The organism is Paramylibacter ulvae (assembly GCF_014652655.1).
Classification (GTDB): domain Bacteria; phylum Pseudomonadota; class Alphaproteobacteria; order Rhodobacterales; family Rhodobacteraceae; genus Amylibacter; species Amylibacter ulvae.
Genome location: NZ_BMZF01000009.1, coordinates 46015 through 61295, shown reverse-complemented (window position 1 = coordinate 61295; position 15281 = coordinate 46015). Strand labels below are relative to the sequence as shown.

Annotated in this window: 16 protein-coding genes; 12 read left to right on the top strand and 4 right to left on the bottom strand. The window is 48.5% G+C overall.

Annotated elements, in window-relative coordinates:
• Nucleotides 1-70 precede the first annotated feature (70 nt).
• From cobO to IE094_RS13395, 3 genes are read left to right on the top strand one after another with little or no spacing between them, the layout of a single operon-like run.
• Nucleotides 71-679: a cob(I)yrinic acid a,c-diamide adenosyltransferase gene (gene cobO / locus IE094_RS13405; RefSeq protein WP_189641225.1), complete on the top strand. Its 609-nt coding sequence runs from the start codon at nucleotides 71-73 to the stop codon at nucleotides 677-679.
• A complete protein-coding gene (locus tag IE094_RS13400) occupies nucleotides 676-942 on the top strand; it encodes a DUF5665 domain-containing protein (RefSeq protein WP_189641224.1) in 267 nt (88 codons plus the stop codon). The genes cobO and IE094_RS13400 overlap by 4 nt, the downstream gene beginning before the upstream one ends.
• A gap of 3 nt (nucleotides 943-945) precedes the next feature.
• Nucleotides 946-1479 carry an NADPH-dependent FMN reductase gene (locus IE094_RS13395; protein WP_189641223.1) on the top strand — a complete coding sequence of 178 codons (534 nt, stop codon included), beginning with the start codon at nucleotides 946-948 and terminating at the stop codon, nucleotides 1477-1479.
• 1 nt (nucleotide 1480) lies between these two features.
• Here IE094_RS13395 and IE094_RS13390 read toward each other — a convergent pair whose 3' ends face one another.
• Complete coding sequence (locus IE094_RS13390) at nucleotides 1481-2770, bottom strand: NAD(P)/FAD-dependent oxidoreductase (RefSeq protein ID WP_189641222.1); 1290 nt, start codon at nucleotides 2768-2770, stop codon at nucleotides 1481-1483.
• On the opposite strand from IE094_RS13390, the gene IE094_RS13385 reads away from it, so the two are divergent.
• Nucleotides 2719-3594: a DMT family transporter gene (locus IE094_RS13385; RefSeq protein WP_189641221.1), complete on the top strand. Its 876-nt coding sequence runs from the start codon at nucleotides 2719-2721 to the stop codon at nucleotides 3592-3594. The genes IE094_RS13390 and IE094_RS13385 overlap by 52 nt on opposite strands.
• Here IE094_RS13385 and IE094_RS13380 read toward each other — a convergent pair.
• A complete protein-coding gene (locus IE094_RS13380) occupies nucleotides 3591-5546 on the bottom strand; it encodes a lytic transglycosylase domain-containing protein (RefSeq protein ID WP_189641220.1) in 1956 nt (651 codons plus the stop codon). The genes IE094_RS13385 and IE094_RS13380 overlap by 4 nt on opposite strands.
• Nucleotides 5547-5694: 148 nt before the next feature.
• Here IE094_RS13380 and dapA point away from each other — a divergent pair, with 148 nt between their 5' ends.
• From dapA to IE094_RS13360, 4 genes are all read left to right on the top strand, one after another.
• Nucleotides 5695-6567, top strand: a complete 873-nt coding sequence (dapA, locus tag IE094_RS13375; RefSeq protein WP_189641219.1) for a 4-hydroxy-tetrahydrodipicolinate synthase — start codon at nucleotides 5695-5697, stop codon at nucleotides 6565-6567.
• 72 nt (nucleotides 6568-6639) lie between these two features.
• Nucleotides 6640-7122, top strand: coding sequence for an SsrA-binding protein SmpB (smpB, locus tag IE094_RS13370; RefSeq protein WP_189641218.1), 483 nt, complete (start codon nucleotides 6640-6642; stop codon nucleotides 7120-7122).
• Between the two features lie 49 nt (nucleotides 7123-7171).
• A complete protein-coding gene (gene sseA, locus IE094_RS13365) occupies nucleotides 7172-7996 on the top strand; it encodes a 3-mercaptopyruvate sulfurtransferase (RefSeq protein WP_189641217.1) in 825 nt (274 codons plus the stop codon).
• 12 nt (nucleotides 7997-8008) lie between these two features.
• Complete coding sequence (locus IE094_RS13360) at nucleotides 8009-9193, top strand: amino acid aminotransferase (protein ID WP_189641216.1); 1185 nt, start codon at nucleotides 8009-8011, stop codon at nucleotides 9191-9193.
• Between the two features lie 33 nt (nucleotides 9194-9226).
• Here IE094_RS13360 and IE094_RS13355 read toward each other — a convergent pair whose 3' ends face one another.
• On the bottom strand, nucleotides 9227-9916 hold the full coding sequence (locus IE094_RS13355) for a DUF2927 domain-containing protein (RefSeq protein WP_189641215.1): 690 nt from the start codon (nucleotides 9914-9916) through the stop codon (nucleotides 9227-9229).
• Between the two features lie 155 nt (nucleotides 9917-10071).
• Here IE094_RS13355 and IE094_RS13350 point away from each other — a divergent pair, with 155 nt between their 5' ends.
• The 4 genes from IE094_RS13350 to IE094_RS13335 all read left to right on the top strand — a co-directional run bounded on the left by IE094_RS13350 (nucleotide 10072) and on the right by IE094_RS13335 (nucleotide 13173).
• The gene (locus IE094_RS13350; RefSeq protein WP_189641214.1) at nucleotides 10072-10695 is read left to right on the top strand and encodes a queuosine precursor transporter; all 624 of its coding nucleotides are present in this window, start codon (nucleotides 10072-10074) and stop codon (nucleotides 10693-10695) included.
• Between the two features lie 300 nt (nucleotides 10696-10995).
• Nucleotides 10996-11415 (top strand): alternative ribosome rescue aminoacyl-tRNA hydrolase ArfB, encoded by a 420-nt coding sequence (gene arfB / locus IE094_RS13345; protein ID WP_189641213.1) that lies wholly within the window; start codon nucleotides 10996-10998, stop codon nucleotides 11413-11415.
• A gap of 45 nt (nucleotides 11416-11460) precedes the next feature.
• Nucleotides 11461-12366: an oxygen-dependent tRNA uridine(34) hydroxylase TrhO gene (gene trhO / locus IE094_RS13340; RefSeq protein WP_189641212.1), complete on the top strand. Its 906-nt coding sequence runs from the start codon at nucleotides 11461-11463 to the stop codon at nucleotides 12364-12366.
• A 51-nt stretch (nucleotides 12367-12417) separates the two neighbouring features.
• Nucleotides 12418-13173: a TSUP family transporter gene (locus IE094_RS13335; RefSeq protein WP_189641211.1), complete on the top strand. Its 756-nt coding sequence runs from the start codon at nucleotides 12418-12420 to the stop codon at nucleotides 13171-13173.
• On the opposite strand, the gene IE094_RS13330 is transcribed toward IE094_RS13335, so the two are convergent.
• The gene (locus IE094_RS13330; protein ID WP_189641210.1) at nucleotides 13150-15231 is read right to left on the bottom strand and encodes a response regulator; all 2082 of its coding nucleotides are present in this window, start codon (nucleotides 15229-15231) and stop codon (nucleotides 13150-13152) included. The genes IE094_RS13335 and IE094_RS13330 overlap by 24 nt on opposite strands.
• Nucleotides 15232-15281 lie beyond the last annotated feature (50 nt).

The following is a 15281-nucleotide window of genomic DNA, read 5'->3' as shown; positions in this document are numbered from 1 at the left end:
CCTCAATCTGCAAGGTTGCATATCGCGATCGATCTGCCAAAATGACCCTGCCCAAACCAAGGAACAGACCATGTCAGAGGATACCGAACGCCACGCAATGAAAATGGCCAAGAAAAAGGCCGCGCGCGATAAAATCATGGCGACCAAAACCGATAAAAAGGGTTTGATTGTTGTGCACACCGGCAAAGGTAAGGGGAAATCAACCGCTGCCTTTGGTATGATTTTTCGCCACATCGCACATGGGATGCAATCCGCCGTTGTACAATTCATCAAGGGCGGCATGTCCACGGGTGAACGCGATATGATATTGGAACGCTTCAGCGATATTTGTTCGTTCCATACCATGGGCGAAGGGTTTACTTGGGAAACCCAAGATAAAACACGCGACACCGAAATGGCGCAAGCCGCATGGGAAAAGGCCAAGGAATTAATCCGCGACCCCGCAAATTCCATGGTCTTGTTGGATGAAATCAACATCGCCATTCGATACGATTATGTCGATATCAATGATGTGGTGGAATTCTTGGTCGAGGAAAAACCTGAAATGACCCATGTTGTTTTAACGGGGCGCAATGCCAAGGACGAATTGATTGAAATCGCGGATTTGGTTACGGAAATGGAACTGATCAAGCATCCATTCCGTTCTGGCGTAAAAGCACAAATCGGGGTGGAGTATTGAACGACGAACCCGAAAAATCAGAGTTATCTCAACTGTTGGAAGAGGTGCAAAAACTCAATCGTCACCACTATGTGCGCGCGCATGATAGCTGGTGGGGATTGATTTCGTATCAAGTAGTGCGTGGCTTGGCCTTTGGTCTGGGATCTGTTGTGGGCGCCACGGTATTAGTGTCTGTGATGGTTTATGTGCTCGGACAACTTGATTTCATACCGATCCTTGGTGAGTGGGCTTCGCAAATTTTGGACATCATACAACAAAGGTAAAATATGAAACTGCTTGGAATATCGGGGAGCCTTCGCAAAGGTTCACTTAATCGCAATCTGATGCACGAAGCGATCCGCCTGTTTGGTGACGCGGATGTAACAATCGCCGACCTGAATTTGCCATTGTATGATGGCGATCTCGAAGAAGAACATGGCATTCCCGACAGCGTGACATTGCTTGCCAATCAGATCGACGCGGCCGATGCCGTTGTGATTTCGTGCCCTGAATATAACCAAGGCATTTCTGGTGTGATGAAAAACGCATTGGATTGGGTGAGCCGCACAGATGGATCACCATGGGCGAATAAACCCGTTGCATTGCTTGCCGCCGCTGCGGGGCGTGCGGGTGGGGCACGATCAAATTACGCGCTGCGATTGGCGATGGCACCGTTCAATACAAACTTATTGCAAGGGCCCGAAATTTTGGTGGCTGGCGCACATAATGAATTTGATGAAAACGATCAATTGACGAGCAAGTTTTATGTCAAATCACTGACCGTATTGATGGACGATTTGCGCAACGTGACCAGCAGTTAATTCACAAATCCAAGTGATGCGGTACGGTGAAATTTGCGGGTATGTCACAGGGCTTTCCTTGAATCATATCCGCAATCATTGTTGCCGATTGATGCGCCAAGCCAAACCCAATTTTATACCCGCCAAGCGCAACATACACGCCATCCATTTTCGGTATCGCCCCTAACATGGGCGTGCGTTTGCGTGCCTTTGGCCGCAAATCCGCCCAGCGCTTGATCACTGGTGCATCGGATAGTGTGGGACAAATACGTTTTGCTGTTGCGATAACGGCGTCTAATTTTTCATCCGTTTCGGTTGGGTGCGACCAATCGGTTTCCGATGTCGATCCAACACCAACCGTTCCATCGATATGTGGAATAATATAAATACCTTCGGCGTTGATCTGAGGCCTGCTACCCATATCGCATTTTAGCAACGCACCCTGCCCTTTGACACCCGACCCCGTTTGCATTTCAAATTTTTGATCCAAAAATTTAAAACCACCAACGCCAGCGGCCAAGACGATAGCATTTGCACGGATTTCACCCCATCGGCCCACAACGGTGTTGTCTTGGACTGTATCAACCGCACATTTCGTTCGTATTTCAATTCCCGTTTTCAATAGTGCGCCGCGCAATGATTGACACGCACGCGCGGGATAAATTCGCGCCGACATCGTATCATGCACAACACCATATGGTGCGGCACTAGGGGCGATCAGAGGATGATCGGGCAATACGCTCCAGCTAAACTTACCTTGCCAAAACTCCTTGGCAGATTCTGCGCGCATATGGGCAAGCCCCAGCAATCGCTCGTCTGGAATGGGAAAGACCCTCCCAATGCGACCATATCCAGATGACATGCCCGATTGCGAATCCAAATTGTGCCAAAACGTTTCCGCCCCACATAGCGCATCAAATTGAAATTGTTTTTTCTGGTTCCAATTGTCGGGCGTGTGCGGTGACATTGCGCCAACAATTCCACCACTTGCCCGCGCACCAACTGCATTGGATTTTTCTAACACAACAACCGACATGCCGCGCAACGCACACATATATGCAGCGCACAGGCCAAATACCCCACCACCAACAATTACAACATCTTTGATTTCACGGCTTGCCAATGCGCCAAACTTTCCTAAAGTGCGCTTATTGCTTACGGCATCCAACCAAAACCAGCCAGTCAAAATCGCATTGAATAAATGCGCCGGTTTGTTTTGGGCGTCAATGTCCGTATTCCACTCACGCAGCAGGAAACGATATGACGCGAAACGACCCAAAACTTGGCATTTGGTTAATGATTGCCACGACATTTGTATTCGCCCTGCAAGATGGTGTCTCGCGCCACTTGGCCAGCGAATATAATGTTTTGATGGTCGTCATGGTGCGCTATTGGTTTTTTGCCGCGTTCGTCATTACCATCGCACGCATTCAACAAGGTAGCATTCGAAAGGTTGCAAAAACCAGCCAACCGATTTTGCAAATTTTCCGAGGGCTATTGCTGATCACGGAAATCTGCGTGATGATCTTGGGCTTTGTTTATTTGGGCCTGATCGAAAGTTACGCAGTATTCGCCGCATATCCATTGTTGATCGCCGCGCTCTCTGGCCCCATTTTGGGTGAAACCGTTGGCTGGCGGCGCTGGGTTGCGATTGGCGTTGGGTTTCTTGGCGTGTTGATAATTTTACAACCAGGTGTTCAGGTATTCAGCCCGCTTGCCTTAATCCCACTGGCCGCCGCATTAATGTTCGCCCTTTATGGATTGCTCACACGGTTTGCCGCACGCAAAGATACCGCCGCGACCAGTTTTTTCTGGACGGGGGTGAGTGGTACAGTCGCGATCACCATGATCGGTGTGTTTTATTGGGAAAACATGATCGCCCCAGACTGGGCGTGGATGGCAGCTTTATGCGTGTTGGGCGCATTGGGGCATTACCTGTTGATCAAATGTTATGAAGTTTCGGATGCTAGCACGGTGCAACCGTTTGCCTATTTCCAATTGGCATTTGGCGCTGTGATCGGGCTGTTCATTTTTCACGAAGAATTGCGTTTCACAACCGCACTTGGCACGACGATCATCATATCAGCAGGTTTGTTTACCTTGTGGCGCGAAAACCGTGCCAAGGCGAAACGCTAACCCTTTGCCAAATCCACGCTGAGCGCGACGGGTGTCGCACTGCCCGTTAATCGCGCGCGATAAACATGCAGCGATTCAATCACGCGCATCACATAGTTGCGCGTTTCGGTATAGGGAATATGTTCCACCCAATCGACAACATCGACATCTTCCTTGCGCGGGTCACCATATTCTTTGATCCATGCATCTGCACGGTGCGGCCCTGCGTTATATCCCGCAAATGCCAATACATATGACCCGTTATATTTATCCAGCAAACCCGCCAAATAATGTGTGCCAAGTGTTGCATTATATTTCCAATCTTGGCCAAGTTTTTGCGTTGAATAATCAACCCCAATTTCACCCGCGACCAGTTTTGCCGTGCCGGGCATGACCTGCATCAAACCACGTGCGCCTGCATGGCTTTGCGCGTATGGGTCAAGCTCGCTTTCACGTCGTGCGATAGACATGGCAACCTCGCCATCAACCTTTGATGTAAAACTCGCTAAATCTGTGACGGGGAAATAGGGGCGCGGCAAAACGATACCCCGCTTTGCAACCTCTTTTGCGATTCCAATTGCCACGAAAGGGCGATCCATTTCCAACGCCAAATCGGCCAGTTGCGCCGCCTCTGTTGCATCCATGGTTTCGGCCATATGCATGAAAAACTGGCGCAATCGGTTCTGGTTATCCGCATAATGAAAGATCAGGCCAGCTTGGAAAGCTGAGCTATTCACAAACGCTGCATCACGCCAATCTGGTACGGTTTCTTTCCCTGATAATGTATCATCCGTTGCTCCACCTAATTTTTCCGCCGCCAACTGGCCATAATAAGATGTTTGGTGTTGTGCGCCCAATTCATAGGCCACCATCGCGGCGTCATAATTACCCATCGCCTCAAATGCGCGCCCTTTCCAATAACCCGCACGGCCCAAGCTAATAGGCGATGCAACAGCGGTTTGAAAATTGTTAAAATGCTGCAACGCTTTTTGCGGGCTGTTCAGATATCGCAGCGCAAGATATCCCGACAGCCATTCCAAATCCGCATAATCGTCACCTGTGAATACGCCATGATTGCTGGCCAAAACATAGGCCGCGGCATGATCACCTGATCGCATTGCACGGCGTGCAAAACCACGGCGACGCGGTGTCCACTCTTCTGCACGGCCCAGTTGTTTGGGGTCTTTGGATTGTTCCAAAATCATTTGCTGGGCATCGTCCCAACGGCCCTTTGCAATCCGCCACAAGAACCGCTCGAATGTAAGCCCTGCATCATTTTGCAATCGCGCGGGCACGGCAGCGATCAGCGTATCAACGTTTTTGTCGACGCGGCGTAAACCGATACGTGCCTTGGCCAGTTTTTGCATATCTGCGCCAACCAATGGCAACATATCCGTCGCCTCGTTTGTCCAACCCTTCCACAACAGGTTTTCCAATCGATCAAGATGCTTGGATTTTAACACTGATGGGTATCGCGCCAAAAATGCTTCTTGCTCTTCGTCATTCAACGACAGATCAAGCCAAGCGCGGACAATTTCGCGATGCGCCGCATCCATATTTCCCTGGGCTGCATATGCCTCTGCTAAACGCAAAGCACCCTTGCCAGTTTGTGGCAATTCTATTTCGAAAAAGCTACGGATTTGCGTTGGTGAACCGCGATGAGGAATGGATGCTTCGCCTTTGCGACGCAACAATTTTAGCCCCGGCCAATCGCCGTTTCGTTCGATGAAACTTTGATAGTTATCCCACCCGCCCTGACCCGAACGCAGACGTTGCCATTCAACAACGTCGCGCGCAACAGGATCAGTCATTGATTGGCGCAGAGTATCAACTTGCTCCCAGTCGTTCTGAGCGGCAGAAATCAGCGCATCGGCCAACAATTGCCCGTCTCGTTCTGCTGTATCGGCCAACGCAACCGCGTTGAATGCCCATACCAACGTACACGCCAGAATCGCAAAAACCCTATTTTTCATTATTTTCCTGCCCTTAAGTCGTGGCAAATTAGACGAAAGCAACGCCAATTCCTATCCAGAACTTGGCAATCGCATTTTTGCCCGTTACCTTTGCACAGTTTCACGCTATTAGGGCGGCGACTCAAATCAATTTTCAGGGAGCACGAAAATGTTCAAAGGTTCTATGCCAGCACTTATCACGCCAATGTCCAATGGACTTGTGGATGATAAGGGCCTGAAACAATTGGTTGAATGGCACATCGCTGAGGGCACACATGGTTTGGTTCCCGTTGGCACAACAGGCGAGAGCCCAACGTTGAGCCACGACGAACATCAACATGTTATTCGCGTGGTGGTGGAAACCGCGGCAGGTCGTGTGCCCGTAATCGCGGGTGCGGGTTCAAACAACACCGCCGAGGCGATTAGCCTGTTACAATTTGCCAAAGATGTAGGTGCGGATGCTGGATTGGTTGTAACGCCATATTATAACAAACCAACACAGGCAGGTTTGATCGCGCATTACACTGCGTTAAACGAGGTTGGCCTGCCCATCATCATTTACAACATCCCTGGGCGTTCAGTTATCGATATGACTCCGGCAACGATGGGCGAATTGTCCAAATTGCCCAATATCGTTGGCGTCAAAGATGCCACCGGCGATATCGCACGTGTCAGCCTGCAACGCATCACCTGTGACGCCGATTTCATTCAGCTCACCGGCGAAGATGCATCCGCACTTGGTCATGCAGCACATGGCGGCAAGGGCTGTATTTCAGTGACGGCAAATGTTGCACCACGTCTGTGCGCCGAATTCCAAGACGCCTTGATGGCGGGTAATTTTCCGCGTGCATTGGAATTGCAGGATCGCCTGATGCCATTGCACAATGCGATATTCATGGAACCTGGTTTATGTGGGGCGAAATATGGTCTCTCGAAATTGGGTCACTGCAATAACGAAGTTCGCTTGCCGATGACAACCGTCGGGTCAAACACACAAGCCGCGATTGATGCTGCGATGCGCCACGCAGGTTTGATAAACTGATCCACGCCATTATTACCCAAGAGGCAATCTGCCTCTTGGCCTTGGCCGTTGATTAACATATATCCATCCATCATGGCCAAAAAAACGAAACCATCCGACAGCAATAACAAACTGGTCGCCGAAAATCGGCGGGCGCGGTATGACTATGCGATTCAAGATACATTTGAATGCGGCATGGTTTTGATGGGATCAGAGGTTAAATCCTTGCGCGAAAATTCCGCCAACATCACAGAAAGCTATGCCGATGTGGAAGATGGCGAATTGTGGTTAATCAACAGTTCAATCGCGCTTTACGCTCAGGCAAAAACATTTGGCCACGAAGAACGCCGCCGTCGCAAATTATTGGCATCCAGCCGCGAAATCGCGCGGATGTTCCAAGCGATTGGTCGCAAAGGTATGACACTGGTTCCGCTCAAGCTTTATTTCAACGACAAGGGTCGTGCGAAATTGTTGATCGGGCTAGCCAAGGGTAAAAATCATTCGGACAAACGCGCCACAGAAAAACAGCGTGATTGGCAAAAACAAAAATCACGATTGCTGCGCGATCACAGTTAACGACACCTTTGGTGTTGCGGATTTTTTCACACGGTCATAGCGTTGCGATATGAAAGTTACCGTATCCACAGATTGGCTCGCCCAACATATCAATGATCCCAAGTTGCGCATTTTGGATGCGTCTTGGTATTTACCCACAGAAAACCGCGATGGTCATGCAGAGTATAACACCCAACATATCGCAGGTGCTCAGTTTTTCGACATCGACAAAATATCCGATACATCAAGCGATTTGCCACATATGGCACCAACGGCAGCGGCGTTTGAAACCGCGGTTCGCGCTATGGGAATATCAAATGATTCAACGATCATAATCTATGATGGTGCTGGATTGTTTTCTGCCGCGCGCGTTTGGTGGATGTTTCGCGCCATGGGGCACGATGACGTTTACGTATTGGACGGTGGTCTGCCTGAATGGATCAACAAAAAACTGTCAACCCAATCCCAATCCAGCCAACCCGATGCGGGAAATTTCAGTGCTAGTTTTGATGCAACAAATGTCGTCGATGAAACACAGGTGTTGGATACCACCGCACAGGTCATCGATGCGCGCCCACCCGCAAGGTTTCGCGGCGAAACTGTTGAGCCCCGCGCAGGATTGCGATCTGGGCACATCCCAAATTCAACAAACGTGTTTTTCAAAGCGGTGTTAACCCCCGACAATCATCTAAAATCTGTCGATGAATTGCGTGATGTTTTTCAAGGTAAGAACATTGATCTGACCAAACCCATCATCACCAGTTGTGGATCAGGCGTAACTGCGGCAGTTTTGGCATTGGCGCTTGCGCGACTAGACGTAACGGAACAAGCGCTTTATGACGGGTCTTGGGCGCAATGGGGCGCCGATAAAAATCTACCTATCCAAACAGGTTAACAGGACCTTACCATGCTGACTTCGCTTCACGCACAACCCGAAGATAAAATTCTGGCACTTATGGGCATGTTTCGTGCCGATGACCGCCCAAACAAAATTGACCTTGGTGTTGGTGTTTACAAAAACGCCGAAGGCCAAACGCCAATTATGCACGCTGTTAAAAACGCGGAAAAACAGTTGTGGGAACAAGAACAAACCAAAAGCTATACTGGCCTGATCGGTGATGCGGGTTATCACAAGGCAATGTCAGACATGGTTTTGGGTGGTGTTGTTGATGCCGATCGTTTGGCATTTGCACATACACCTGGTGGCACAGGCGCCATTCGCCAAATCATGGAACTGGTTAAAATGGCCGATACTGGTGCAACCATTTGGCTCAGCGATCCAACATGGGCCAACCACCCAAGCATTATTAAACACGTGGGTTTGCCACAAACGACCTATACCTATTTCGATAATGAAACACGTTCAGTGAATTTTGATGGCATGATGGACAGCTTGCAAGGTGTGAAATCTGGTGATGTTGTCTTGCTTCATGGTTGCTGCCACAATCCAACGGGTGCAAACCTGAACAATGAACAATGGGCGCTGGTTGCCGATTTGTTGTTGGAAAAAGGCGCGATTCCATTTGTTGATATCGCCTACCAAGGTTTTGGCGATGGGTTGGAAGAAGACGCATATGGCACGCGCCTGCTTGCGCAAAAATTCCCTGAAATGTTGATCGCGGCAAGCTGTTCGAAAAACTTTGGTATTTACCGCGAACGCGCTGGGATTGTGATCGCAATTTCACCCGATGCGGCCGCAAGCAAAATTACCCAAGCTAACCTGAGCTATCTAAACCGCCAAAACTTTAGCTTTCCACCCGATCACGGTGCACGGCTGGTGACGATGGTTTTAACAGATGATGCGCTTCGTGCGGAATGGAAGGCCGAATTAGAATCCGTTCGCACTGGCATGTTGAACATTCGCCAAATGCTCGCCGATGCATTGCGCGCCGAAAGCGGATCAGATCGTTTTGGTTTCTTGGCTGAACATCGCGGCATGTTTTCACGTGTTGGCGCAACACCAGAACAGGTTCAAAAACTGCGTGAAGAGCACGCGATTTATATGGTCGGCGACAGCCGTATGAATATCGCTGGGATCACCGAAAAAACCGTTCCAATATTGGCCAAGGCGATCATCGCTGTTGGTGTTTAAATCTCACGCCCAAGGTTGAAGCCTTGGGCGTTTTTATTTGGGGTAATGCATACGCAAGACTTGCGCATCCTGACCTGATAATTTGGTAATGCTATCGGTGCCGACCTGCGCAAAAATGGATCGTTTGTCGTAATAGGGATTGTGAATATCCCAAGTAAGGCCAAGGCTTTGCACCACTTCTTCCAGTACAATAGAGTTCAATTTCGATTGTTTCACACGATCAACGGAAACGGCAATCCCAGATGACAGTATATATTTGCCAACAACAGCGCTCGCCGAAATGGCGTTGTTCACCTTTTGCCCATCCAACAACCGATATCCTGTATTTTTGATGATACGATTGCTGCCGCGTGGTTTTACCAAATGCACTTGAATATTTGCATTTTGCGCAGCGCTACCCGAATACAGACGCAACCGCACGCCTGCACCCGTTGCATTCACTTGTTGCACCGCGTTTTTGATCGCACGCTCGGTTGCCTTAACATAGGCACCATTTTTATTCACACTTTGCACCCCAACAAGCCCAACCGAAATGCCATTGCGCATTTGTTTGGGCCAGCGGCGCAACGGAGTTTGACAGGATTGCCCCGGTGTCGCCTTACATGCGATTGATTTATAAAACGCTTGGTTTGATAATTTTCCTTTGCTTTGCGTGAAATCCTTGGCGGAAATGGAAAATGAACCCACCAACAACGCCAACAATCCAAGCAAAGATTTTTTCATAACGTGTGCCATATCGTGCCTCGTTGTAGATTAAACCTTACGTAACCCGCATAAGCCAAAATTCCAGTCTATGCTTGCGTTTTAAATCATAACACCCTATGCCCGCGCTGCTGAAGAGCAAAAGTGTCCGCTACCTTTTCAAAACGGAGTACATTATGAATCGCGGTATCATCATTGGCGTCATCGCCATGGCAGCCATTGTCGTTGCCTCTAATATTCTTGTGCAATTCTTGTTGGGCGATTGGCTCACTTGGGGTGCATTTACATATCCATTCGCATTTCTTGTGACCGATTTGATGAACCGTGTTTACGGCACATCCGCGGCGCGCAAAGTTGTGTTTGCCGGTTTCATCGTTGGCATTATCTGTTCGTTCATCGGAACGCAGATTATTGGCGAGTTCGGGCCATTGGTGACATTGCGTATCGCAATTGGATCAGGCACTGCATTCTTGGTTGCGCAATTGATCGATGTTTTGGTGTTCGATCGCCTGCGTGCGGGCAAATGGTGGCGTGCTCCACTTGCATCAACATTAATCGGCTCGTCGCTGGACACCGCGATTTTCTTTACCATCGCATTTTCTGCGAGGCTGGCAATGATCGAACCAACCAATGATGTGTCATGGGCAAATGAACTCGTCCCCTTGCTGGGTGCAGGTGCAATGTTGCCATTGTGGGTGTCTCTCGCCATTGCCGATTGGGGTGTAAAATTGGTGCTGGCATTGATCGCATTGATTCCTTTTCGCCTGTTGGCACAACGCTTAACGCTGCGCATGGCCTGATCATTCACAGCACTTTCACCGAACTGTTTCAAAAAAACGCTTGGAGATTTTCCAAAGTCGTTGCATGATTCGTTTATCGGACAACGATCCGACACACGGAAACAATCAGAAAGGAGGTGCCAATGATTATTGGGAAAACAGAGCAGCTGGTGAAGGATACGAGCGAGGTGCATTTTTAGGGGGCAATCCTCCTACTAACACATCTGGCCTCAAAGCCTCCGGGTTTTGCTTGCCACCTCTAAATCTCGAGAAAAGCCTGCGTTCCTTGGCGCAGGCTTTTTTGCATGTTAAAGGATGGTAATGATCCGCATTAACGACACCATAGCCATCCAAGATTGGGAAATAAGCGAAAATTTTCAACGCGCTTCTGGCCCAGGCGGACAGCATGTGAACAAAGTGTCCACCGCCGTTGAGTTGCGCTTCGAAGCAGACAGATCACCCAATCTGCCAGCCCCTGTGAAAACTCGCCTTCGCAAATTGGCCGGACGAAAATGGACAAAGGATGGCGCGGTTATCATCACTGCAGATAAACACAGATCGCAAAAATTGAACCGCGAACTGGCACGAGAAAAACTAATCGAATTGATCGCCGCGGCATTGCAGCGCCCGAAATTTCGCGTCAAAACCAAGCCCACCCGCGCATCACAACGCCGCCGCATGGATGCAAAAACACAGCGCGGACAAGTGAAATCACTGCGCGGCAAGGTCAACCCAGATTGATTGTCGGCACTGGACGAACCCCAATCAGCGGCGTATATGGCGCGCATGACAAAAATCATCGTTGCCGCTCTTTATCATTTTACCAAGTTTGCAGATTATAAATCACTGCAAGCGCCGCTTCAGGCTGTTTGTAAATCAAACGGGGTGAAGGGATCGCTGTTACTCGCGTTCGAAGGCATCAATGGCACCATCGCGGGATCCCGGACAGGTATCGATACCGTGCTCGCGGCCATCCGCGCCCTACCTGGTTGCGATAATTTCGAACACAAAGAAAGCTTTGCGAGCGAAATGCCGTTTAACCGCATGAAGGTAAAATTGAAAAAAGAGATCGTCACAATGGGGCAACCCAACATCGATCCCACCGCAAATGTCGGCAACTATGTCGATGCGGCGGATTGGAACGATTTGATTACACGTGACGATGTGGTGGTAATTGATACGCGCAACGATTACGAGGTTGCGATTGGCACATTTGATGGTGCCATTGATCCCAAAACAAAATCATTTGGTGAATTCCCCGCATGGTGGGAAGAAAACAAACAACGTTTTCACAACAAAAAGGTCGCTATGTTTTGTACCGGTGGTATTCGGTGTGAAAAATCCACCAACTACCTGCTCGGTGAGGGTGTTGAAGATGTTTATCACCTGAAAGGTGGTATTTTGAAATACCTCGAACAGGTTCCACAGGAAAATAGCACTTGGGATGGTGAGTGTTTCGTTTTCGATAGTCGCGTTTCCGTCAAACACGGACTGGAAGAGGGGAAATACGATCTCTGCCATGCTTGTCGCATGCCGCTTGCACCCGAAGATTTCAATCGTCCAGAATTCGAAAAAGGCGTCAGTTGCCATCAATGTATTGATACAACAAGCGACACGCGCAAAACGCGTTTTCGCGAACGGCAAAAACAGGTTGAACTGGCAAAAACGCGCGGCAAGCATCACATCGGTTAACAAATACAAATTGCGCTAGACCGTGATGTTGCTTGCTGATAGCGCTTTGGTATGAGCGATCCAACAATCACGATCCTTTTGATATTATTTGCCGTCGCATTTTGCGCAGGTGCGATTGATGCAATCGCCGGCGGCGGCGGATTGATCACAGTGCCCGCATTATTATTGGCAGGTGTTTCCCCGATCCAAGCTATTGCAACGAACAAGTTTCAGGGATTGTTTGGCACAGGGACCGCCGCTTTTACCTTTTTACGCAAAGGGCATTTGAACATTCGCCGTGAATGGCCAGTTGCAGCTTTATGCTTTGTGTTATCTTTTTTGGGTGCCTATGTCGCATCATATGTATCCAGCGATGTGTTGGAAATCGCATTGCCCGTTGTGTTGATTAGCATCGCAATTTATTTCGCATTTCAACCAAAATTGGACGACAAATCAAAAAGGCCTCTGTTACCTATCGCGCTGATCAGTTTTGCCGCGCTACCGCTGGTGGGTTTTTATGACGGGTTATTCGGCCCCGGTGCAGGTAGCTTTTATATGCTTGTGCTGGTCGCACTCGGAGGACACGGGGTATTAAACGCCACGGCAAAAACCAAGTTGTTCAATTTCGCTTCCAATCTTGGAGGATTTGTAAGCTTTCTGTTCCTTGGCGTTATTTCGTGGAAAATTGGCGCGGTCATGGCCTGTGGGCAAATCTTGGGCGCGCGCGTTGGTGCAAACCTCGCGATCACCAAAGGGAATACAATTATCAAACCAATGCTTGTTACCATCTGTGTCGCATTAGCGTTAAAGTTGTTGTTCTGGAGCTAGCGTAGGTGAAAATCGCTCTAACATTTCGTACACTAATTTTTTCTTCAAAGGCTTTGCCAAATAGTCATCCATTCCAGCGGAAATAAATCGATCCCGATCGCCAGCCATAGCATGAGCTGTTAGGGCAATAATTGGCGTCGGCGGCATGTTGTTCATTTTTTCAATATCACGAATTTGGCGGGTTGCCTCATCCCCATCAAAACCAGGCATGGAGATATCCATAAACACAATTTTGGGCATTATTTTTTGATACTGTGCAACGGTATCAGGGCCGTCGCCACACACCGTCAAATTCAAATTTAACCCCTTTGTCATTTGCCTAAACACCAGTTGATTGGTTTTATTATCCTCGGCAAGCAGAACGGGTAAGTTTTCCAAGTTACACAGTGCGCTCGATTCAACGAGCATTGGCTGACCACCAAGTTCTGACGCATCAAACACACAATTAAGAGATTTATATAATTCATCGCGCAATGATGGCCGTTGCAAAATCGCGGTGAAGCACCCCGCGTTAGCCGATGACATTTTTAGATTGCGAAGATCCGAGCTCAACATAAAAATAGGTCCTTTGAACCCAAGTTCGCGAATTTGAATCGCCAACTGTTCCCCTGTTTGTTCCGGCATTTGATGATCGGTAATAACCATATCGCAGGGTGTTCCATTTTTAAATGCAGCGACAGCGTCATCCACATTTGAATATTCGTACGCGTGTAAATTCAGCGCACCCAATTGTTTTTTCAAAATTGTGCGGTTCTGTTCCAAATCATCAACAATCATTATATTATAAATTTCTTTGGGAGCAGTCGGCTGTCGGTAATATTCGTCGGTTTGCGATTTCAATCCAATTTTGAATCCAAAAACAGATCCTTTGTCCTGCTCCGAATCGAGCCACATTACACCGCCCATTTTTTCCACCAGTTTCTTACTGATCGCCAAACCCAATCCAGTGCCTTCTAATTTGCGATTTTCGGAATGATCAACTTGTTTGAATTCACTAAACACCTGCGCTTGTTTTGCCGAAGGTATTCCTATTCCAGTGTCTTCTACCGCGATATGAATTTTGTAATCCGTATCGTTCGCTGTCACCCCTACTACCCGAATTAACACGAAACCAGTTTGGGTAAATTTGATCGCATTGCTGATCAAATTCAAAAGAACCTGACGAATACGCCCCACATCACCAACAAAACCAGTGGGCAGGAACATGTCGTAGTCCAACAATAGATCCAAATGTTTGTCGTTCGCTTTAGACTGAAGCAACCGAACGCAATCTAAAACCATTTCTTCCAGATTGAATGGCTCTGGGAACAGTTCCATTTGACCTGCTTCGATCTTGGAATAATCCAAAATGTCATTGATAATTGTCAGCAACGCTTCGCCGGAATTACGAATAGTATTCGCAAACAGCGATTGTTCCTCATCCAAATCAGTTTCGGCCAGTAATTCGGCCATCCCGATCACACCGTTCATCGGTGTGCGAATTTCATGGCTCATATTCGCAAGGAACGCTGATTTGGCACTGCTTGCAATGTCGGCACGTTTGCGTGCTTGTTCTAATTCAAGAGCGCGCATTTTTTCAGCGGTAATATCAACGCGATAGGTTACGCTATCGCCAAATTTCGTTTTACGGGTTGTGATGCGAAACCATTTGCCATCCGTGGTTTGAAGCGTGCTCTCGCCAAAATCTTCTGATCGCCAGTTCGGTGCGGTTTCATCGAACCAATCTTGTGCCGTTTTCCCATTAAAATCGATCAGCCCAGTTAATGCCGCTTTTTTCAGTATATCCAAGCGTGACATACCAATTTCAATTCGGTTTTCACCATCACCGTTTGCGCTCAGATATGCTTTGTTGGCGGCGACCAACAGATCATTTTCATCGAATAATGCCATCGCATCTGGCGCGGACATCATCGCAGCAAGTATCCGTTCAGACAGATGTTTTTTTTGTTCGGCCTCGGTTTTTACGACATCACGAAAACGGGTCAGCGCGCCTTCTGCAGAAATGCGCGCTGCGCGTTCTTGTTTTAATTGTTCTTCAAGAATTGCAATACTTGTCAAAACTAATCCCACCTGTTGGCCTTGCGTTTGTGCTATGCCAAGAAGTTTAG

Coding starts and splice junctions, on each gene's coding strand:
- cobO (WP_189641225.1), top strand. CDS start 71: ATGTCAGAGGATACCGAACGCCACGCAATGAAAATGGCCAAGAAAAAG.
- IE094_RS13395 (WP_189641223.1), top strand. CDS start 946: ATGAAACTGCTTGGAATATCGGGGAGCCTTCGCAAAGGTTCACTTAAT.
- IE094_RS13385 (WP_189641221.1), top strand. CDS start 2,719: ATGACGCGAAACGACCCAAAACTTGGCATTTGGTTAATGATTGCCACG.
- IE094_RS13390 (WP_189641222.1), bottom strand. CDS start 2,770: ATGTCGTGGCAATCATTAACCAAATGCCAAGTTTTGGGTCGTTTCGCG.
- IE094_RS13380 (WP_189641220.1), bottom strand. CDS start 5,546: ATGAAAAATAGGGTTTTTGCGATTCTGGCGTGTACGTTGGTATGGGCA.
- dapA (WP_189641219.1), top strand. CDS start 5,695: ATGTTCAAAGGTTCTATGCCAGCACTTATCACGCCAATGTCCAATGGA.
- smpB (WP_189641218.1), top strand. CDS start 6,640: ATGGCCAAAAAAACGAAACCATCCGACAGCAATAACAAACTGGTCGCC.
- sseA (WP_189641217.1), top strand. CDS start 7,172: ATGAAAGTTACCGTATCCACAGATTGGCTCGCCCAACATATCAATGAT.
- IE094_RS13360 (WP_189641216.1), top strand. CDS start 8,009: ATGCTGACTTCGCTTCACGCACAACCCGAAGATAAAATTCTGGCACTT.
- IE094_RS13355 (WP_189641215.1), bottom strand. CDS start 9,916: ATGAAAAAATCTTTGCTTGGATTGTTGGCGTTGTTGGTGGGTTCATTT.
- IE094_RS13350 (WP_189641214.1), top strand. CDS start 10,072: ATGAATCGCGGTATCATCATTGGCGTCATCGCCATGGCAGCCATTGTC.
- arfB (WP_189641213.1), top strand. CDS start 10,996: ATGATCCGCATTAACGACACCATAGCCATCCAAGATTGGGAAATAAGC.
- trhO (WP_189641212.1), top strand. CDS start 11,461: ATGACAAAAATCATCGTTGCCGCTCTTTATCATTTTACCAAGTTTGCA.
- IE094_RS13335 (WP_189641211.1), top strand. CDS start 12,418: ATGAGCGATCCAACAATCACGATCCTTTTGATATTATTTGCCGTCGCA.